The sequence below is a fragment of the Aeromonas sp. FDAARGOS 1404 genome, from assembly GCF_019047085.1.
Taxonomy (GTDB): Bacteria; Pseudomonadota; Gammaproteobacteria; order Enterobacterales; family Aeromonadaceae; genus Aeromonas; species Aeromonas veronii.
This window is the reverse complement of the sequence record NZ_CP077237.1, coordinates 1719407-1735747: the sequence shown is the minus strand read 5'-3', so window position 1 is coordinate 1735747 and position 16341 is coordinate 1719407. Positions and strand designations below refer to the sequence as shown.

The 16341-nt window shown below is 61.8% G+C and carries 18 protein-coding genes and 1 riboswitch; of the genes, 12 read left to right on the top strand and 6 right to left on the bottom strand.

Annotated features, from left to right (window positions below; all coding sequences use genetic code 11):
- Nucleotides 1-32 precede the first annotated feature (32 nt).
- A complete protein-coding gene (gene nudE / locus I6L34_RS07960; RefSeq protein ID WP_216956485.1) occupies nt 33-641 on the bottom strand; it encodes an ADP compounds hydrolase NudE in 609 nt (202 codons plus the stop codon).
- 144 nt (nt 642-785) lie between these two features.
- Between nudE and yrfG the strand changes: the two genes are divergently transcribed.
- Complete coding sequence (yrfG, locus tag I6L34_RS07955; protein ID WP_216956482.1) at nt 786-1466, top strand: GMP/IMP nucleotidase; 681 nt, start codon at nt 786-788, stop codon at nt 1464-1466.
- A gap of 85 nt (nt 1467-1551) precedes the next feature.
- Here the strand turns inward: yrfG and I6L34_RS07950 are convergent, their stop codons facing one another.
- The 4 genes from I6L34_RS07950 to I6L34_RS07935 all read right to left on the bottom strand — a co-directional run bounded on the left by I6L34_RS07950 (nt 1552) and on the right by I6L34_RS07935 (nt 4167).
- A complete protein-coding gene (locus I6L34_RS07950; RefSeq protein ID WP_216956480.1) occupies nt 1552-1764 on the bottom strand; it encodes a hypothetical protein in 213 nt (70 codons plus the stop codon).
- Between the two features lie 128 nt (nt 1765-1892).
- Complete coding sequence (locus tag I6L34_RS07945; protein WP_216956477.1) at nt 1893-2231, bottom strand: DUF1294 domain-containing protein; 339 nt, start codon at nt 2229-2231, stop codon at nt 1893-1895.
- A complete protein-coding gene (locus tag I6L34_RS07940) occupies nt 2228-2818 on the bottom strand; it encodes a sugar O-acetyltransferase (protein ID WP_216956474.1) in 591 nt (196 codons plus the stop codon). Before I6L34_RS07940 ends, I6L34_RS07945 begins: the two co-directional genes overlap by 4 nt.
- Before the next feature lie 86 nt (nt 2819-2904).
- Complete coding sequence (locus tag I6L34_RS07935) at nt 2905-4167, bottom strand: DUF4010 domain-containing protein (protein ID WP_005343059.1); 1263 nt, start codon at nt 4165-4167, stop codon at nt 2905-2907.
- 217 nt (nt 4168-4384) lie between these two features.
- On the opposite strand from I6L34_RS07935, the gene I6L34_RS07930 reads away from it, so the two are divergent.
- From I6L34_RS07930 to I6L34_RS07880, 11 genes are all read left to right on the top strand, one after another.
- Complete coding sequence (locus I6L34_RS07930; RefSeq protein WP_216956472.1) at nt 4385-5386, top strand: sulfate ABC transporter substrate-binding protein; 1002 nt, start codon at nt 4385-4387, stop codon at nt 5384-5386.
- Between the two features lie 56 nt (nt 5387-5442).
- Nucleotides 5443-6018, top strand: a complete 576-nt coding sequence (locus tag I6L34_RS07925; protein WP_216956469.1) for an alpha/beta hydrolase — start codon at nt 5443-5445, stop codon at nt 6016-6018.
- Nucleotides 6019-6313: 295 nt separating this feature from the next.
- On the top strand, nt 6314-7129 hold the full coding sequence (cysT, locus tag I6L34_RS07920; RefSeq protein ID WP_254202965.1) for a sulfate ABC transporter permease subunit CysT: 816 nt from the start codon (nt 6314-6316) through the stop codon (nt 7127-7129).
- On the top strand, nt 7126-8016 hold the full coding sequence (cysW, locus tag I6L34_RS07915; protein ID WP_216956467.1) for a sulfate ABC transporter permease subunit CysW: 891 nt from the start codon (nt 7126-7128) through the stop codon (nt 8014-8016). The genes cysT and cysW overlap by 4 nt, the downstream gene beginning before the upstream one ends.
- Before the next feature lie 22 nt (nt 8017-8038).
- Nucleotides 8039-9106, top strand: a complete 1068-nt coding sequence (locus I6L34_RS07910; protein WP_216956464.1) for a sulfate/molybdate ABC transporter ATP-binding protein — start codon at nt 8039-8041, stop codon at nt 9104-9106.
- A 123-nt stretch (nt 9107-9229) separates the two neighbouring features.
- A complete protein-coding gene (gene cbl / locus I6L34_RS07905; protein WP_216956461.1) occupies nt 9230-10177 on the top strand; it encodes an HTH-type transcriptional regulator Cbl in 948 nt (315 codons plus the stop codon).
- Nucleotides 10178-10371: 194 nt separating this feature from the next.
- Complete coding sequence (locus I6L34_RS07900; RefSeq protein ID WP_216956458.1) at nt 10372-11583, top strand: threonine synthase; 1212 nt, start codon at nt 10372-10374, stop codon at nt 11581-11583.
- Nucleotides 11580-12245 (top strand): amino acid ABC transporter permease, encoded by a 666-nt coding sequence (locus I6L34_RS07895; RefSeq protein ID WP_216956455.1) that lies wholly within the window; start codon nt 11580-11582, stop codon nt 12243-12245. The genes I6L34_RS07900 and I6L34_RS07895 overlap by 4 nt, the downstream gene beginning before the upstream one ends.
- Nucleotides 12246-12337: 92 nt before the next feature.
- Nucleotides 12338-13000 (top strand): amino acid ABC transporter permease, encoded by a 663-nt coding sequence (locus I6L34_RS07890; protein ID WP_216956452.1) that lies wholly within the window; start codon nt 12338-12340, stop codon nt 12998-13000.
- The gene (locus tag I6L34_RS07885) at nt 12997-13758 is read left to right on the top strand and encodes an amino acid ABC transporter ATP-binding protein (RefSeq protein ID WP_058056492.1); all 762 of its coding nucleotides are present in this window, start codon (nt 12997-12999) and stop codon (nt 13756-13758) included. The genes I6L34_RS07890 and I6L34_RS07885 overlap by 4 nt, the downstream gene beginning before the upstream one ends.
- A complete protein-coding gene (locus I6L34_RS07880) occupies nt 13755-14591 on the top strand; it encodes a transporter substrate-binding domain-containing protein (RefSeq protein WP_216956449.1) in 837 nt (278 codons plus the stop codon). Before I6L34_RS07885 ends, I6L34_RS07880 begins: the two co-directional genes overlap by 4 nt.
- A 150-nt stretch (nt 14592-14741) precedes the next feature.
- Here the strand turns inward: I6L34_RS07880 and gbpA are convergent, their stop codons facing one another.
- Nucleotides 14742-16163, bottom strand: a complete 1422-nt coding sequence (gene gbpA / locus I6L34_RS07875; protein WP_216956446.1) for an N-acetylglucosamine-binding protein GbpA — start codon at nt 16161-16163, stop codon at nt 14742-14744.
- Nucleotides 16164-16228: 65 nt separating this feature from the next.
- Nucleotides 16229-16314: riboswitch (cyclic di-GMP riboswitch) on the bottom strand.
- Between the last annotated feature and the right edge of the window lie 27 nt (nt 16315-16341).

Sequence of the window (16341 nt, the reverse complement as noted above, 5' to 3'; positions counted from 1 at the left end):
TATCCTCTGTCTGTTAACTGCCCGTCTGCGGGCTATTCTGCCTGCTCCGCCAGCCACTTTTGGGCCAAGAGCAGGGCACTGATGCTGCGCGACTCGGTGAAGTCGGGTCGCGCCAGCAATTCGTCGATCCGGTTGAGTGGCCAGGGGATCACCTCCAGCGGTTCGGGTTCGTCGCCGATCCGCTGCTCGGGGAAGAGATCCCGGGCCAGTAAAATGTCCATCCGGCTGGAGAAGTAACCGGGCGCCAGCGACACCTGCTTGAGCAGGGTCAGGCTGTTGGCGCCAAAGCCCGCCTCCTCCATCAGCTCTCGGTTGCCCGCCTCGAAGGCATCTTCGCCCGGGTCGATCAGCCCCTTGGGAAAGCCCAGCTCATAGGAGTGGGTGCCCGCGGCATACTCGCGCACCAGCAGCAGGGTGTGGGCATCGAACAGCGGCACCACCATGACGGCGCCCCGGTTGCCGCCGCACATCCGCTCGTAGACCCGCTCTTCGCCATTGGAGAATTTGAGGTGCAGGGACTCCACCTTGAACAGTCGGCTCTCGGCGACGATATCGGCCTTGAGGATCTCCGGCCTGCTCTTGGGGTGATCCAGTTGGTCGGCTGAGATGTGCTCGGGTTTGCTCTTGTGGGGGTCGCTCATCGGACGCTGGCTGCTCGTTAAAAAATCGTGCTTCAAGAGTAAACGACTCTCACACCGAACACCACGGGCCAGGGAGGGGAAAGGGGGAGGAAAAATCCGTTATACTGCCGCCCCGTTTTCCGAGATCCGCGATCAAGAGGCCCGATGCCACACTCCTGCTCCACCACCTTGCCCTGGCACCAGATAGACACCGTCTTGCTCGATATGGATGGCACCCTGATCGATCTGCATTTTGACAACCACCTCTGGCAGCAGCTGGTGCCGGAGCGTTACGCCGAGCGGCTCGGGCTGCCACTGGATGAAGCCAAAGCGCAGATCGATGTCCATTATCACGCCGTCAACGGCACCCTCAACTGGTACTGCGTGGATTACTGGAGCGAGACCCTGGGGCTCGATATTCGTGCCCTCAAGCAGGAGCTGCTGGCGAAGATCCAGTGGCGTCCCCACGCCATCCCCTTTCTGGCCGCGCTGCGCGCCGCGGGCAAGCAGCTGGTGCTTTTCACCAATGCCCACCCCGCCAGCCTGTCGGTGAAGGATGCGCAGCTCGGTCTTGCCGAGCATCTGGATCTGATGGTGAGTACCCACGAGCTGGGCTGGTCGAAGGAGAGCCAGCACTGCTGGCAGGCACTGGCCGAGCGGCTGGCGTTCGATCCGGCCCGTACCCTGTTTGTGGATGACAGCGAGCGGATCCTGCGGGCTGCCGCCGACTATGGCATCGGCTATCAGCTGGCGATCCAGAATCCGGATAGCTGCAAGCCGGAGCAGAGCATCACCGCTTTTCCGGCGATCCGCGACTATGCCGAGTTGCTGCCGTTGGCAATCTGAAGCAGTTCAAACAAGAGAGGGCTGCATCATGCAGCCCTCTTTCTTTGATTTGAATTTTGGTTATCTGACGCCTGATGGCGAAAAATCACAGCTCCCGAAACGGGCGCCGCTTCTCCTCTTCGATGACGATCGCCTCCAGATTGGCGATCCGCTCCTGTAGCTCCCAGATGACCAGATCCTGCTTGCCGAGGCGGTCGGTGATGCGAGCATCCCCCATCTGATAGCGGGCCCGCTTGCCGAGATATCCGAACAATAGGCTGATAAATACGATCAGGACTATGCCTGTCCACATGGTCATGTCACGACTCCTTGTCGATATCAATATGGTCGTCATAAACGGCGAAAACGCTGATGAGATCTGCTCTGTTTTCTCACAGCCGCCGGGCGGCCGCAATGGGGCCCATTGTCCCTTTGTGACGCAGGCAGCTATTGCTGCCAGAGAGGGCGGCCAAGCCAGAGGGCCCACAGGGTGAGGTGCAGCAGCACGATAAACCAGAAGACCAGCCGGTAGCTGCGCTTCTGGGTCTTGTGGCGCAGCCACTGGCGGGCAACCAGCGCCCCCGGCCAGCCGCCGCACAGCTCCAGCAGATGGAGCCTCGATTCGGGAATGCGCCACTCGCCCCGCACCGCCTGCCGCTTGTCCCAGGCGTAGGCTGCCACTGTCAGCAGACTCATGGTCAGCAGTGCGACCAGCGGCCACCACTGCTGGCTGTCGAGGCCGAGCCAGAGGGTCCAGCCCAGTGGCAGCAGCGCCAGCGCCATCATTGGGCCAACTCCCAGCAGCGCTCCTCGTCCTGCTTGAGGGTGCGGATCACCTTGGCCGGATTGCCCACCGCCACCGAGTCAGCCGGGATGTCGCGGGTGACCACGGCGCCGGCACCTATGATGGAGCGCGGCCCTATGGTGACGCCGGGGCAGATGATGGCGCCGCCGCCGATCCAGCAGTCATCGCCGATCCGCACCGGCTTGTTGTAGGCGGTCCAGTTGCGTCGTTCCAGATAGTTCATGGTGTGGGTGGCGGTGTAGATCTGCACGTTGGGGGCCAGCAGCACATGGTTGCCGATGTGTACCTCGCCCACGTCGAGAATGGTGACGTTGAAGTTGAAGAAGGTCTTCTCGCCGATATGAATGTTGCGGCCAAATTCGCAGGTAAACGGCGTGCTGATCCAGCAGGAGTCGGGGTAGTGGCCGAACAGCTCGCGGCAAATTTGCTGGCGTAGAGGGCCATCGCCCGCCGATGAACCATTGAGCCGGGCCAGCAGCGCCTGACCGCGGATCCGGTCGTTCGCAATCTCCTCGCTCTGGCTATCCAGTGCCCCGCCAGCCAGTACCTTGTCCCAGTCGCTCGCCATTGCTACCTCCTCATGCTGCAAGAGGGGGCAGTATACGTGACAAGCGCGAGAGGCGTCAGTCTGTCACTTCTGGCAGGTGATCCCCGTCATCCTGCTGGCCAGACGAGGGGGAGGATCAGCAGGGCCGAGACGAAGTAGGGGAGCAGCACCCGCAGCCCCAGACTGCGACCGCCGATGCCGAGGGCCAGCAACCCCTTCACCAGCGAGTTGATCAAACCGGCGAGCAGGATGCCGCGGGCTGCCACCTCCAGCGCCAGCTCCTTGTGGGAGAGCTGGGAGAGCGACAAGGTGATGGCGTCCACATCGGTGATCCCCGACACCAGCGACAGCAGATAGACCCCCGAGTTGCCTACCTTGTCTTGCAGCAGTGTTGCCATAAAGCCGATCAACGCCAGCAGCAGGCCGAACTTGATGGCGGTGGCCAGATCGAGCGGGTTGCTGGTTTCCGGCTGTACCGGGCCGTCTGTCAGCTCCTCGCGCTGGCGCCAGAACCAGAAGGCAAAGCCGTACACCGTGGTCGCCAGCAACACGAGCGGGGCGGCGAGGCGCATCGCCAGCTCGCTGTGAATCAGCAGTACCAGTACCAGCAGCCGCAGCCACATGGTGGCCCCTGCCAGCAGGATGCCGGTAGCCAGCAGTCGCTCCAGCCCGCCCTGCTCCTTGTTGAGGCGGGCGAACTGCAGGGTGAGAGCGGTGGAGGAGGCCAATCCCGCCAGTATGCTGGTGAGCACCAGTCCGGCGCGAGTACCGAGCAGCCGCACCGCGAAGTGGCCACAAAACGAGATGCCGGCGATCACCACCACCATCAGCCAGATCTTGAAGGGGTTGAAGGCGTCGAGGGGGCCCATCTCCTCGTTGGGCAGCACCGGCAGCAGCACCAGCGAGATAAGCAGAAAGCGCAGGGTGGCGTGGAATTCGGTTTCGCTGAGAAACAGCATCCCCTGCTGGATCTTGCCCTTGAGCCCCATCAGCAGGGCGGCCAGCACGGCGCAGGCCACCGCCTCGCTCGGGCTCAGCAGTACCGACATCAGCCCCAGCAGATAGGTGAGCAGCATGGCCACCGAGCTGGTGAGGCCGAACTCCCCCTGCCAGCGCTGGGCCAGCCAGACCGAGAGGCCGCAGCCGATCACCACCGCCAGCAGGCCGAGCAGCGGCAGCCAGGGGCCCAGAGTGGGCAGCAGCAAACCGCATACCCCGCCGAGCAGGCCGATGAGGCCGTAGGTCCGCATTCCGGCGATGCGCTGGTTATCCCCCAGCTGGCGCACCTGCCAGCCCCGCTCCAGCCCGATGATAAGGCCGATGGCGAGCGAGACCAGGGCTCCGTTGACCGGTTCTGCATTGATCCACATAACGACTTCCTTTTCGTCATCTGCCTGCCTTGTTCCCATGATGGCACAGAGAGCAAGGGGCCAGAGGGGCATGGCTCACAGAGTCTGCGTCCGGCTCCCGGTGCGGGTGGCTGAGTTGATATGAGCAAAAGAGATAAGCAAAGAGTTATTTCTTTCTTCTGGGCATAACAACTCCACGGCATGCTGTTCTCAACCCAACAAGATATGGAGTATCACCATGAAACTGCGAATGACCGCCCTGACCCTGCTCCCTCTGCTGGCACTTGGCCAGGCCAATGCCGCCGAGATCCGTCTGCTCAACGTCTCTTACGATCCGACCCGCGAGCTGTTTCAGGAGTACAACGCCGCCTTTGCCAAGGAGTGGAAGGCCAAAACCGGCGACGACGTGGTGGTGAGCCAGTCTCACGGTGGCTCCGGCAAGCAGGCCCGCGCCGTGGTGGATGGACTGGAGGCCGACGTGGTATCGCTGGCGCTGGCCTACGATGTCAACGCTATCGCCAAGGAGGGGCTGACCGCTGCCGACTGGCAGAGTCGTCTCGGCAACAACGCCTCGCCCTATACCTCCACCATTGTCTTCCTGGTGCGCAAGGGCAATCCCAAGCAGATCAAGGATTGGGATGATCTGGTGCGTAAGGATGTCGCCATCGTGACTCCCAACCCCAAGACCTCCGGCGGGGCACGCTGGAACTATCTGGCCGCCTGGGGCTATGCCCTGAAGAAGAGCGGCAGTGAAGAGGGGGCCAAGCAGTTTGTTGGCGATCTATTCAAGAACGTGAAGGTGCTGGACTCAGGCGCCCGCGGTGCCACCACCAGCTTTACCGAGCGCGGTCTCGGTGACGTGCTGCTGGCGTGGGAGAACGAAGCCTTGCTGGTGCTTGGTCAGGCGGGTGCCAGCGACAAGTTCGAGCTGGTGGTGCCTTCGGTCTCCATTCTGGCGGAGCCGCCGGTCGCGGTGGTGGACAAGGTGGCCAAGAAGCACGGTACCGAAGCGGTGGCCAAGGCCTATCTCGATTATCTCTACTCTGACGAGGGGCAGCATATTGTCGCCAAACATCACTATCGCCCCAGCAACCCGGCGATCCTGAAGGAGACGGCAGTCCAGTTCCCGCAGCTTGCCTTCTTTACCGTCAAGGATCTGGAAGGGGATTGGGAGAAAGCCCAGAAGAAACACTTCGCCCAGGGCGGTTTGTTTGACCAGATCTATCAGCCGGGTCGTTGATAGCTTCGTTATCCATCACTGAACTGGCCCCTGTGCCAGCCGATAGGAGCACCAAGATGAACAAGATCCTCCTGGTTCCCGGTCTGCACAACAGTGGGCCGGATCACTGGCAGAGCCGCTGGCACGATCATTTTCCCCAATGGCAGCGGATGACCGGGCTACCGTGGGACAAGCCGGACCTCAGGGTCTGGAGTGCCAAACTGGCGAGCAAGCTGAAACGTCGCCGCAGCAGGGTCCATCTGGTGGCCCACTCTTTCGGCGCCCTGACCGCCATCGCGGCGGCCCGCTTGCAGCCGGAGAAGGTGGCCTCGATCTTTCTGGTGGCGCCCGCCGATCCCGCCCGTTTTGGCATTGCGGATGAGGCCTTGGCCGGGCCGCTGCAGGTATCGGCCCAGCTGGTGGCCAGCCGCAATGATCCCTGGATGAACTTTGAACGGGCCGAATACTGGAGCCGTCAGTGGCAGGTGCCGCTGTTCGATGCCGGTGAGGCGGGCCATATCAATGCCCAGTCAGGTCATGGGGACTGGCATCAGGGGCTGCATTTGCTGGGGGCACTCTACCGCCGTGGTGAGCTGGTAGTGGCACCGGTCAAGATCGCATCGCCCCAGCCGGTCGTATTGGGCTTTCGCTAGGTATCTGTGAAGTGGTTGGAGGGTTGGCGAGCGCGCTGTTCGCTGGCTACTCCATGCCCCCGTTCTTTGAATGCTCCGCTCCGTATTGCTCCATTTCTTAGGTCTTTTATTTATATAAAAGACCTTTTTTTATTTGGAGTGCGCCAAGAGCCTTGTGACTCTGCGGTTAGACAAAAAAGTGATTAGCAAAGTCGCAATTGATGTTTGTTGCCGATGAGGGGAGTGCGCAGAATCACCATATCGAAAATTCTTCATAACAGATGGATGTGTTATGTGATTTGGTTCTTATTCTGTCCTGCCCGGTTTTGGCCCCACCCTGGGGTTCAGCCTGCTCTATCTGGGCCTGCTGGTGCTGTTGCCGCTCTCGGCCCTGGTACTGTTTGCGATCAACAACCTGACCGCAACCGAGTTCTGGCAGGTGATCGGTTCACCCCGGGTGCTTGCCTCCTTTCGCCTGAGCTTCGGTGCGGCCTTTGTCGCGGCGCTGCTCAACAGCCTGTTTGGCCTGATCCTGGCCTGGATCCTGGTGCGCTACACCTTCCCCGGTCGTCGTCTGGTGGATGCGCTGATCGACCTGCCATTTGCCATGCCGACCGCCGTCTCCGGCATCGCCCTGTGCGCCATCTTCGCCCCCAACGGCTGGATCGGCCAGTTGCTGGCGCCGCTAGGCATCCAGCTCGCCTATAACCCCATCGGCGTCGTTATCGCCCTCACCTTTATCGGGCTGCCTTTTGTGGTACGCACCCTGCAGCCGGTGCTGCGAGAGGCTGAAACCGAGCAAGAGGAGGCGGCCGCCAGCCTCGGCGCCGATCGCTGGCAGACCTTTCTGCGAGTGCTCTGGCCCACCCTGGTGCCTGCCCTGCTCACCGGCTTTGCGCTGGCGTTTGCCCGCGGGGTGGGGGAGTACGGCTCCGTCATCTTTATCGCCGGCAACCTGCCGATGGTCTCCGAAATCGCGCCGCTGATGATCATGAGCCACCTGGAGGAGTATGACTACGCAGGTGCCTCCGCCATCGCCGTAGTGATGCTGCTGATTTCGTTCATTTTGTTACTGCTAATCAACAAGTTGCAGGCCTGGAGCTGGTCTCGCATCGGAGGGAGCCGGATATGAGTTCATCTGCTATCGCCATTGAGGCGGCCTCTGTGGAGGCAACCCCCGCTCGCAAGGCGCCGGTCGTGATCCGCGAGCCCCAGTGGGTCAAGTGGCTGCTCATCACGGTTGGTTTGGGCTGGTTTGCCGCCCTGTTGCTGCTGCCGTTGGCCACCGTCTTTATTCAGGCGTTAACGCCGGGGCTGGCTTTTTTCTGGCACGCCATCAGCGAGCCGGATGCCCTGAGCGCCCTCGGTCTGACAGCACTGGTGACGCTCTGCGCCGTTCCCCTCAATCTGCTGTTCGGGATTGCTGCGGCCTGGGCCATCGCCCGTTTCCGCTTCCCCGGTCGGCAGCTGCTCATCACCATCATCGATCTGCCCTTCTCGGTGTCGCCGGTGATCGCCGGTCTGATGCTGGTGTTGATGTTCGGCAGCCGCGGCTGGTTCGGTGACTGGCTGAGCGAACACGACATCAAGATCATCTTCGCCACCCCGGGGATTATCCTGGCCACCACCTTCATTACCGTACCCTTCGTGGTGCGCGAGCTGCTGCCCCAGATGGAGGCGCGCGGCCCGGAAGAGGAGGAGGCGGCCATCATGCTGGGGGCGAGCGGCCTGCAGATGTTCTGGCGCGTCACCCTGCCCGGCATTCGCTGGAGCCTGATGTACGGCCTGCTGCTCTGTACCGCCCGCGCGGTCGGGGAGTTTGGCGCGGTGTCGGTGGTTTCCGGCCATATTCGCGGCCAGACCAATACCCTGCCGCTGCATATCGAGCTCCTCTACAACGAGTACCAGACTGGTGCCGCCTTCGCAGTGGCAAGCCTCTTGGCTCTGTTCGGGATCTTCACCCTGCTGGGGGAAACCCTGTTGGCCCGGCTGCGTGCCCAGCCCACCAAATCTCACTGATCACTGTTTTAAAGAGGCAGCCATGAGCATTCAGGTTCAACAACTCAACAAGCATTTCAATCAATACGCGGCGCTGGCAGACATCAACCTCGACTTTCACGACGGTGAGCTGGTGGCTCTGCTCGGCCCCTCCGGTTGCGGCAAGACCACCCTGCTGCGGATCATCGCCGGGCTGGAGCAGGCCGACAGTGGCAGCGTCATCATCCGTGGCGAGGATGCCTCGGATCTCCATGTGCGCGAGCGCAATGTCGGTTTCGTGTTCCAGCACTACGCCCTGTTTCGCCATATGACAGTCTTCGAGAACGTGGCGTTTGGCCTTAGAGTCAAACCGCGCAGTGAGCGCCCGGCCGAGGCGGCCATTCGCGCCCGGGTCAAGGAGCTGCTGGATCTGGTGCAGCTCAGCCATGTGGCCGAGCGCTATCCGACCCAGCTCTCCGGCGGTCAGCGTCAGCGGGTCGCGCTGGCTCGCGCGCTGGCGGTGCAGCCCAAGGTACTGCTCTTGGATGAGCCCTTCGGTGCCCTCGATGCGCAGGTGCGCAAGGAGCTGCGTCGCTGGCTGCGCGAGCTGCACGACGAGCTGCACGTCACCAGCCTGTTCGTCACCCACGATCAGGAGGAGGCGTTGGAGGTCGCGGATCGGGTGGTGCTGATGAATGCCGGACGGGTCGAGCAGATCGGCACCCCGGCCGAGGTCTACGACCAGCCTGCCAGCTCCTTCGTCCACAGCTTCCTCGGCAGTGTGAACCAGTTCCGCGGTCGGGTGGCGGAGCAGGGATTCGGTGTCGGTGAGCAGCTGCTCGGCGGGCCGTCGGCTTCTCATCTGGCCCACGGCAGTGCCGCCATCGCCTATGTCCGTCCCCATGAGCTGGAGATTCTGCCAGCCGATGCGACGGGCGGGATCCGCGCCACCATCACCCGTCTGCTGCCCATGGGGCCACGCATTCGGGTGGAGCTGCGTGGCGATGGTGAAACCAAAGGGGCCCACTATGAGGCGGAGCTTAGCAAGGAGGCGGCCAAGCTGTTTGTCCCGGGTCAGGGGGTGAAGCTGGTGGCCAGACAGGCGCAGTTCTATCCCGATTATCAGATTTGATGCTGTGTTGCAGGCGGTGTGGCCGCCCGGTTCAGGCGCTCTGCCGGGGCATGATCCGGCCAAATAACAAAAATGAGAGGGGCGAGCAGATTGTGTCGCCCACTCTTCGCAGGAGGCGACAAGGTGAATTTTCAGCAGTTACGAATTATCCGGGAGGCAGCGCGGCGGGATTACAACCTGACCGAGGTGGCCAACGCCCTTTTTACCTCGCAATCCGGGGTGAGTCGCCATATCCGCGAGCTGGAAGAGGAGCTGGGGATCGAGTTGTTCATCCGCTACGGCAAGCGGCTGCTCGGCATGACCGAGCCGGGCAAGGAGCTGCTGGTGATTGCCGAGCGCATTCTCAATGACGCCAACAACATCCGCAAACTGGCCAGCACCTTTGCCAACCGCGACTCGGGCCGTTTGCTGGTGGCGACCACCCATACCCAGGCGCGCTATGCCCTGCCGCGGGTGGTGAAGGCGTTTCGCGAGCAGTTTCCGCTGGTGCAGCTGGAGCTGCGTCAGGGCAGCCCGGAGGAGATAGTGCGGCTGGTGCAGACCGGCGAGGTGGATATCGGCATCAGCAGCGAGCAGCTCGACAAGAGCGAAGGAGTGGTGGCATTCCCCTACTACCGCTGGCACCACAATATCGTGGTGCCTGAGCAACATCCGCTGGCTGGCGAGCGGGATCTGACGCTGGCGGCGCTGGCCAACTGGCCCATCGTCACCTATCAAGCCGGGTTGACCGGGCGGGTGCGGGTGGATGAAGCCTTTGCTGCGGCTGGTATCGAGCCGCAGATCCTGCTGACGGCGCAGGACTCCGATGTCATCAAGACCTATGTCGAGCTGGAGATGGGGGTCGGCATACTGGCCGACATGGCGTTCGACGCCCAGCGTGATCAGGGGCTGGTGCAGCTCGATGGCAGCCATCTGTTTGCCCCCCACATCGCCTGGATTGGCCTCAAGCAGGGGCAGTTCCAGCACAACTTTGCCTGGCAGTTTATCCAGCTCTGCAACCCCGAGTTGGCGCTGGCGGATATTCAGGCCCGCGCCATGGGCAGCGAGCCTGCCATCGACTTCCAGATTTGAATCGGAAGAGATGACAGAAGGGGAGCCAATGGCTCCCCTTCCTTATTGCTGGCAGATGAGATTGCCAGCGAAAACAGACGGCTTCATATGAATTTTTTCACTTAGGTTTGCCAGTTAATTTTGTTTGTTATCCGGTAGTTGGGTTGCAGGATGGAATAAGTGACTGACCAAAGTCGATCCATTCAGGATAAAGCATGCCGTATAGCTACCTATCACATCTGCGTTGCAGCAAGAGTGGCGAGATCCATGATGCCGACCAGCCCTGGCAACTGAGCCGGGCAGGTGCACCACTGCTGGCCAGCTACGATCTCGATGCGTTGAAGCGAGCCTGGCACCCGGCGGCATTGTCGGGTCGCCCGGCCAGCCTGTGGCGTTATCACGAGTTGCTGCCGGTGCGGGATCCCGCCCACGTTGTGACGTTGGGTGAGGGGCTTACCCCGTTGCTACGGCTGCCCACGCTGGGCAAGCAGATCGGTATTCCGGATCTCTGGATGAAGGACGAGAGCGTCATCCCCACCGGCTCCTTCAAGGCTCGTGGCGCGGCGGTGGGTATCTCCCGCGCGCGTGAACTCGGCGTCACTCACTTCGCCATGCCGACCAACGGCAACGCAGGGGCTGCATGGGCGCTCTACGGTGCCCGCGCCGGACTGCGCAGTACCATCGTTATGCCGCAGGCCGCCCCCGCCATCACCCGACTGGAGACCTCCCTCGCCGGTTCCCGTCTCTATCTGGTGGATGGCCTGATCAGCGATGCCGGTCGTCAGGTGGCGCAGGCGGTGGCGGAGCACGCCCTATTTGATGCCTCAACCCTGAAGGAGCCCTACCGGATTGAGGGCAAGAAGACCATGGGGCTGGAGATTGCCGAACAGCTGGGCTGGACCCTGCCGGATGTGATCATCTATCCGACCGGTGGCGGTGTCGGCCTCATCGGTATCTACAAGGCGCTGCGCGAGCTGCAGGATCTGGGCTGGGTCAAGGGCGCGTTGCCCAGACTGGTCGCGGTACAGGCGAGTGGCTGCGCGCCCATAGTAGAGGCGTGGCAACAGAGAGCCACCGAATCGAGCTTCTGGCCCGACTCCCAAACGCTGGCGTTCGGCATCAATGTACCCAAGGCGCTGGGGGATTTTCTGGTGCTGGACGCCCTTTATCGCACCGAGGGTTGCGCCATCGCGGTGGATGACAAGGCCATCCAGAGCGAGATCCGCCAGCTTGCCTCTCGCGAGGGCAGTTTTGTCTGCCCTGAGGGGGCCGCTGCGTTTGCTGCTGCTCGTCAACTGCGCGAGGCTGGCTGGATCCGTGGGGGAGAGCAGGTCGTGGTGCTCAATACCGGTACCGGCATCAAGTACCCGGATGCGATCACTGTGCTGCCCCAGCGTCTGCAGCGTGACGGGAGGATCCCGGCATGAATCTGGATCTGCCCTTTATCGTCACAACGCTGCCCGCCTTCGGCAAGGCGGTCTGGGTCACCTTGCAGCTGGGAACCATAGTGATCCTCACTTCGCTGGCGGTTGCCCTGCTCAACGTCGCCCTGCTGAGCCTGCACAAGCGGCCGCTCAGCGCCCTGATCCGCGGATATGTCGAGCTGGCCCGCAACACGCCGCTGCTGATCCAGCTCTTCTTCCTCTATTTCGGGCTGCCTGCGCTCGGCTTGTCGCTCTCCGGGTTTACTACCGCGGTGATTGCCATGACCTTCCTCGGCGGTGGTTATCTGACCGAGGCGCTGCGGGCGGGCATTCAGGCGGTGCCCGCCAGTCAGCTGGAGGCTGGCAGGGCTATCGGGCTTTCTCGCTGGCAACTGCTGCGCCACGTGCACTTGCCCCAGGCCTGGCTCGCCAGCCTGCCCGCGCTGTTTGCCAACTTCATCTTCCTGCTCAAGGAGACGACGGTGGCCTCGGCGGTGGCGGTGCCAGAGTTGCTCTACACCACCAAGAATTACATCGCCCTCTACTACAAGACCTACGAGATGCTGGCGGTGCTGACCTTGATGTGCGTGCTGATCTTCCTGCCGCTCTCCCTCGCTCTGCGCGTCGTTGAAAGGAGGCTGCAACATGGTCAGTTCGGTCACTGAATCGCTGATGCAGGCGAGGATCCCGATGTGGGCACTTATCTTCCAGCTGCCACCGTCTCTCGCCACCGAGACGCAGGAAAGGAGGGCTCAATATGGCCAGTTCGATCTCTGAGCAGCTGACGCAGGCGCTGCCACTGCTGGCGGTGGGCGCGGGTCAGACCCTCGCTATCTCGTTGCTGGCCATCCTGTTTGCCACCCTCGGCGGTGTCGCTTACGGCGTGTTGGCACAACAGGGCGGCCGGTTGGTGCGGGGTCTGCTGCGGCTTTATCTCGAGCTGTTTCGGGTAGTGCCGGTGCTGGTGTGGCTCTATCTCTTTTTCTTCGGGTTGCCGATCTTTTTCGGCCTCGATATTCCGGCCTTCTGGTGCGCCGTGCTGGTACTCGCCCTCTGGGGCGCCAGCGAGGTGGGAGAGGTGGTGCGCGGTGGCCTCAACTCCCTCGCCCGTGGTCAGCAGGAGGCCGGGTTGGCGCTCGGGCTCTCGACCTGGCAGCTCTATCGCCATGTGTTGCTGCCGCAGGCGTTGCAGCGGCTGACACCGCCGACCATCAACATCTACACCCGCATCATCAAGACCAGTTCGCTGGCGGTGCTGATCGGGGTGGTGGAGGTGATCAAGGTGGGCCAGCAGATCATCGAGCGCACCTATGGCTCGCTGCTTATTTACGGTCTGCTGTTTCTGTTCTTTTTTCTGGCCTGCTATCCGCTCTCGCTCGCCTCGCGCCGGCTGGAGCAACAATGGGGTAATGCGGTATGACACCTCTGCTTGAACTCGGTTCTGTCAGTAAACAGTTCGGCCCGAATCTGGTGCTGGATCGGATCAGCCTCAGCGTGCGCGCCGGGGAGGTGATCGTCATCCTGGGGCCAAGTGGTTGTGGCAAGAGCACCTTGCTGCGCACTCTCAACGGGCTCGAGCCCATTCAGGGGGGCGAGATCCGCTTCGATGGTGTGTTGCTGGACGGCTCTACCGACTGGCAGCGGGTGCGCCAGCGGATCGGCATGGTGTTCCAGAGCTATCACCTCTTCCCCAACCTGACGGTGCTGGAGAACGTGCTGCTCGGCCCCCTGCAGGTGCAAAAGCGGGAGCGGGCAGAGGCGCTGCTGCAAGCCGAGCAGCTGCTGACCCGCATCGGCCTGTGGGAGCGGCGCCATGACTATCCGCGCCAGCTCTCCGGCGGCCAGCAGCAGCGCATCGCCATCGTGCGGGCGCTGTGCATGAACCCGCAGGTGATGCTGTTTGACGAGGTGACCGCTGCGCTGGATCCCGAGATGGTGCAGGAGGTGCTGGAGGTGATTCGCGATCTCGCCGGCAGCGGCATGACCCTGCTTATCGTCACCCACGAGCTGGCCTTCGCCCGGGCGGTGGCGGATCGCATCGTCTTCATGGATGGCGGCCACATTCTGGAACAGGCCGCACCCCACCAATTTTTCGACAATCCCAGGAGCCAGCGTGCGCGCCAGTTCCTCGCCAAGTTTTCTTATACAAATGTCATCAAACGAAAGGAGTCAGCATGAAAAAAATCACCTCGGTTCTGCTTAGTGCCTTATTGGGACTGGGTATCGCCAGCGGCGCTGTCCATGCGGCGGACGGTTCCCTCGACAAGATCAAGGCGCGGGACAAGCTCATCATCGGCGTATTCACCGACAAGCCGCCGTTTGGCTACGTGGACGAGAAGGGCAACTACGTCGGTTTTGATACCGACCTCGGCCGCCGCTTCGCCAAGGATCTGCTGGGGGACGAGAACAAGATCGAGTTCGTGGCGGTGGAGCCTGCCAGCCGCATCCCCTTCCTGCAGAGCGACAAGGTGGATCTGATCCTCGCCAATATGACGGTGACCCCGGAGCGGCGCGAGGTGGTGGATTTCACCAACCCGAACCTGCGAGTGGCGGTACAGGTGCTGGTGCCGGAGGGGAGCCCAGCCAAGAAGCTCGACGATCTGGCCAGCAAGACCCTGATCGTGACCACCGGCACCACGGCCGACATCTGGCTGACCCGCAACCACCCGGAGTGGAAGGTGCTCAAGTTCGAGAAGAACACCGAATCTTTGCAGGCGCTGGCGCAGGGCCGTGGTGATGCCTACGCCCAGGACAACCTGGTACTGTTCAGCTGGGCCAAGGAGAATCCGGGCTATCGGGTATTGCCCGAAAAACTGGGCTCGGAAGATCCCATTGCCCCGGCGGTGAAGAAGGGCAATATCGAGCTGCGTGACTGGGTCAATGACCGTCTCGCCAAGCTGGGTGAGGAGAAGTACCTGCTGAAACTCTATGACCAGTATGTGCGTGACAAGCTGAGCCCTGATACCGATCCGAATGATGTGATCGTCGAAGGAGGAAAATGGCAGGGTTAATGGACAAACCCTGTTTTGAAGAGTGTGTTGAGTGTGTGAAGTAAGTGAAGAGTGAGGTCTTGGTTCCGTTGGTATGCAAACCGCAAGGTTTGATTTTTCCGGGCGTCCCCTGCTAGAGAGGACGCCCTTTTTTATGTGCCCAAGCGTGGGTTAGTGCACTTCATCCCAGGCCATCTGCCAGTGGGAGCCGATGCCCGGTTCGTACTGGGTGGCGGTGGTGGTCCACTGCTGGCAGTAGCCGCTGTAGGGGAAGGGCTTGCACTGATAGACCTTGCCATTTTTCGGCTGCTGCACCTTGGTGCCGGCGGCATAGGATTTGAGCGAGTTCGGGAAGACGAAGTCGTATTCGCCGCTGCTCTGCTCCTTGAACATCAGATCCATGGTCTGCTGGATGGTCTCGCCGCCCGCTTTCGGGGTGGCCTTGATCACCAGCTGGTGGTGACCAGCCTTGAGACCTTCCAGCGCCATGGTGAAGGTGTGGCTGCTGTCCTTGATGTCGGCACTGCTTTCACCCTTGGCGACGCCGCCGTGGTCATAGAGGGTGTTGGTGACGGCCAGATCGCCCTGTGCGGTGACGGTGAAATCGAGGGTTGCCTTGCCGTTGTCCAGCACATAGTCGCTGGCCAGACCGCTGACGCTGATGCTGTCCACTACCGGTGGCTGCAGCTGTTGCAGGTCAATCTCGACTCGCTCCAGTTTGCTGTTTCGCTTCAGATAAATGGGGTTCATGCCATAGACCGGATTGAACTGGCCATCGGCTCCTTGCTGACCGGCGCGGATCAGGCTCTGCTCGGCGTTGATCTTGCTGGCGAGGGCATGAGCCCAGCTGTTCTTCTGGCCCTGCTCGGCGGTGGTGATGGTCAGCACGGTCTGCAGATCGGGGCGCTCGCCGTTGGCATCGAATACCCGAGTCATCGCCTTGTCACCTGCCGCGAGGTCGATGGAGGGGTAGATGGTGCCTGCCTGGCTCCACTCCAGCGGTGGTTGGCTACCATCTTTGAACTTGGCATCGATGATGTTGTAGAAGCTGTTGCTGGTGTCGCCCACTTCCCACACGCCGAGGATCACCTGATAACCGGTGCGCTCCGGCAGGACACAGTTGTGGGTCACCTGCTTGGGCGGCTGCACCATGTTGCCGTCGATGACGCAGAAGGGGGTCAGGTCGAACGAGGCGCGGGTGAGCGGCTGGTTGGGGTTCCAGTCCTGCTTGGTGAGGTAGTAGCGCCAGTTGCGGGTGACGTGGTTGGCAGTGAAGGTCCAGCTGATGGCGAAGGGGCCGGGCTGTACTTCACGCTTGGTCCAGCGGTCGCTGGTCTGGATGTTCAGCTCGCTCCAGCGCGGGCTGCCCGCCGAGGCGATTTGACCATCCTGCGGGCCGCTCTGCGGGAAGCCTGATGGGCCCTCCACGCTCTGGGGCTCCCACTGCACGCCGCCACACTGGCTGTTGCCACCGGTTTTGCACAGGTAGTTGCGGCTCTCGGGCTGGCTGATGTAGCCATGAGCCAGGGCGCTACCGCTGGCCAGCAGGGCCAGTACCGTTGCGATGTGATTGAGTTGGATTTTTGCTGCCATACATTCCTCTGTTCGATAGATGTGGGCAGTCAGTTGGCCGGGGAGTTCCCCGATGCACACTTGCGTGTGGCAACCCCGCTATCCTGGACAAAACGTCTGTAGACCGGAGGCTTTGCGTCCCGACCTTTCGGTCAGTTTGCCAAATGACTAGATGGTTAGTGATGGGCCAAATGTTCGG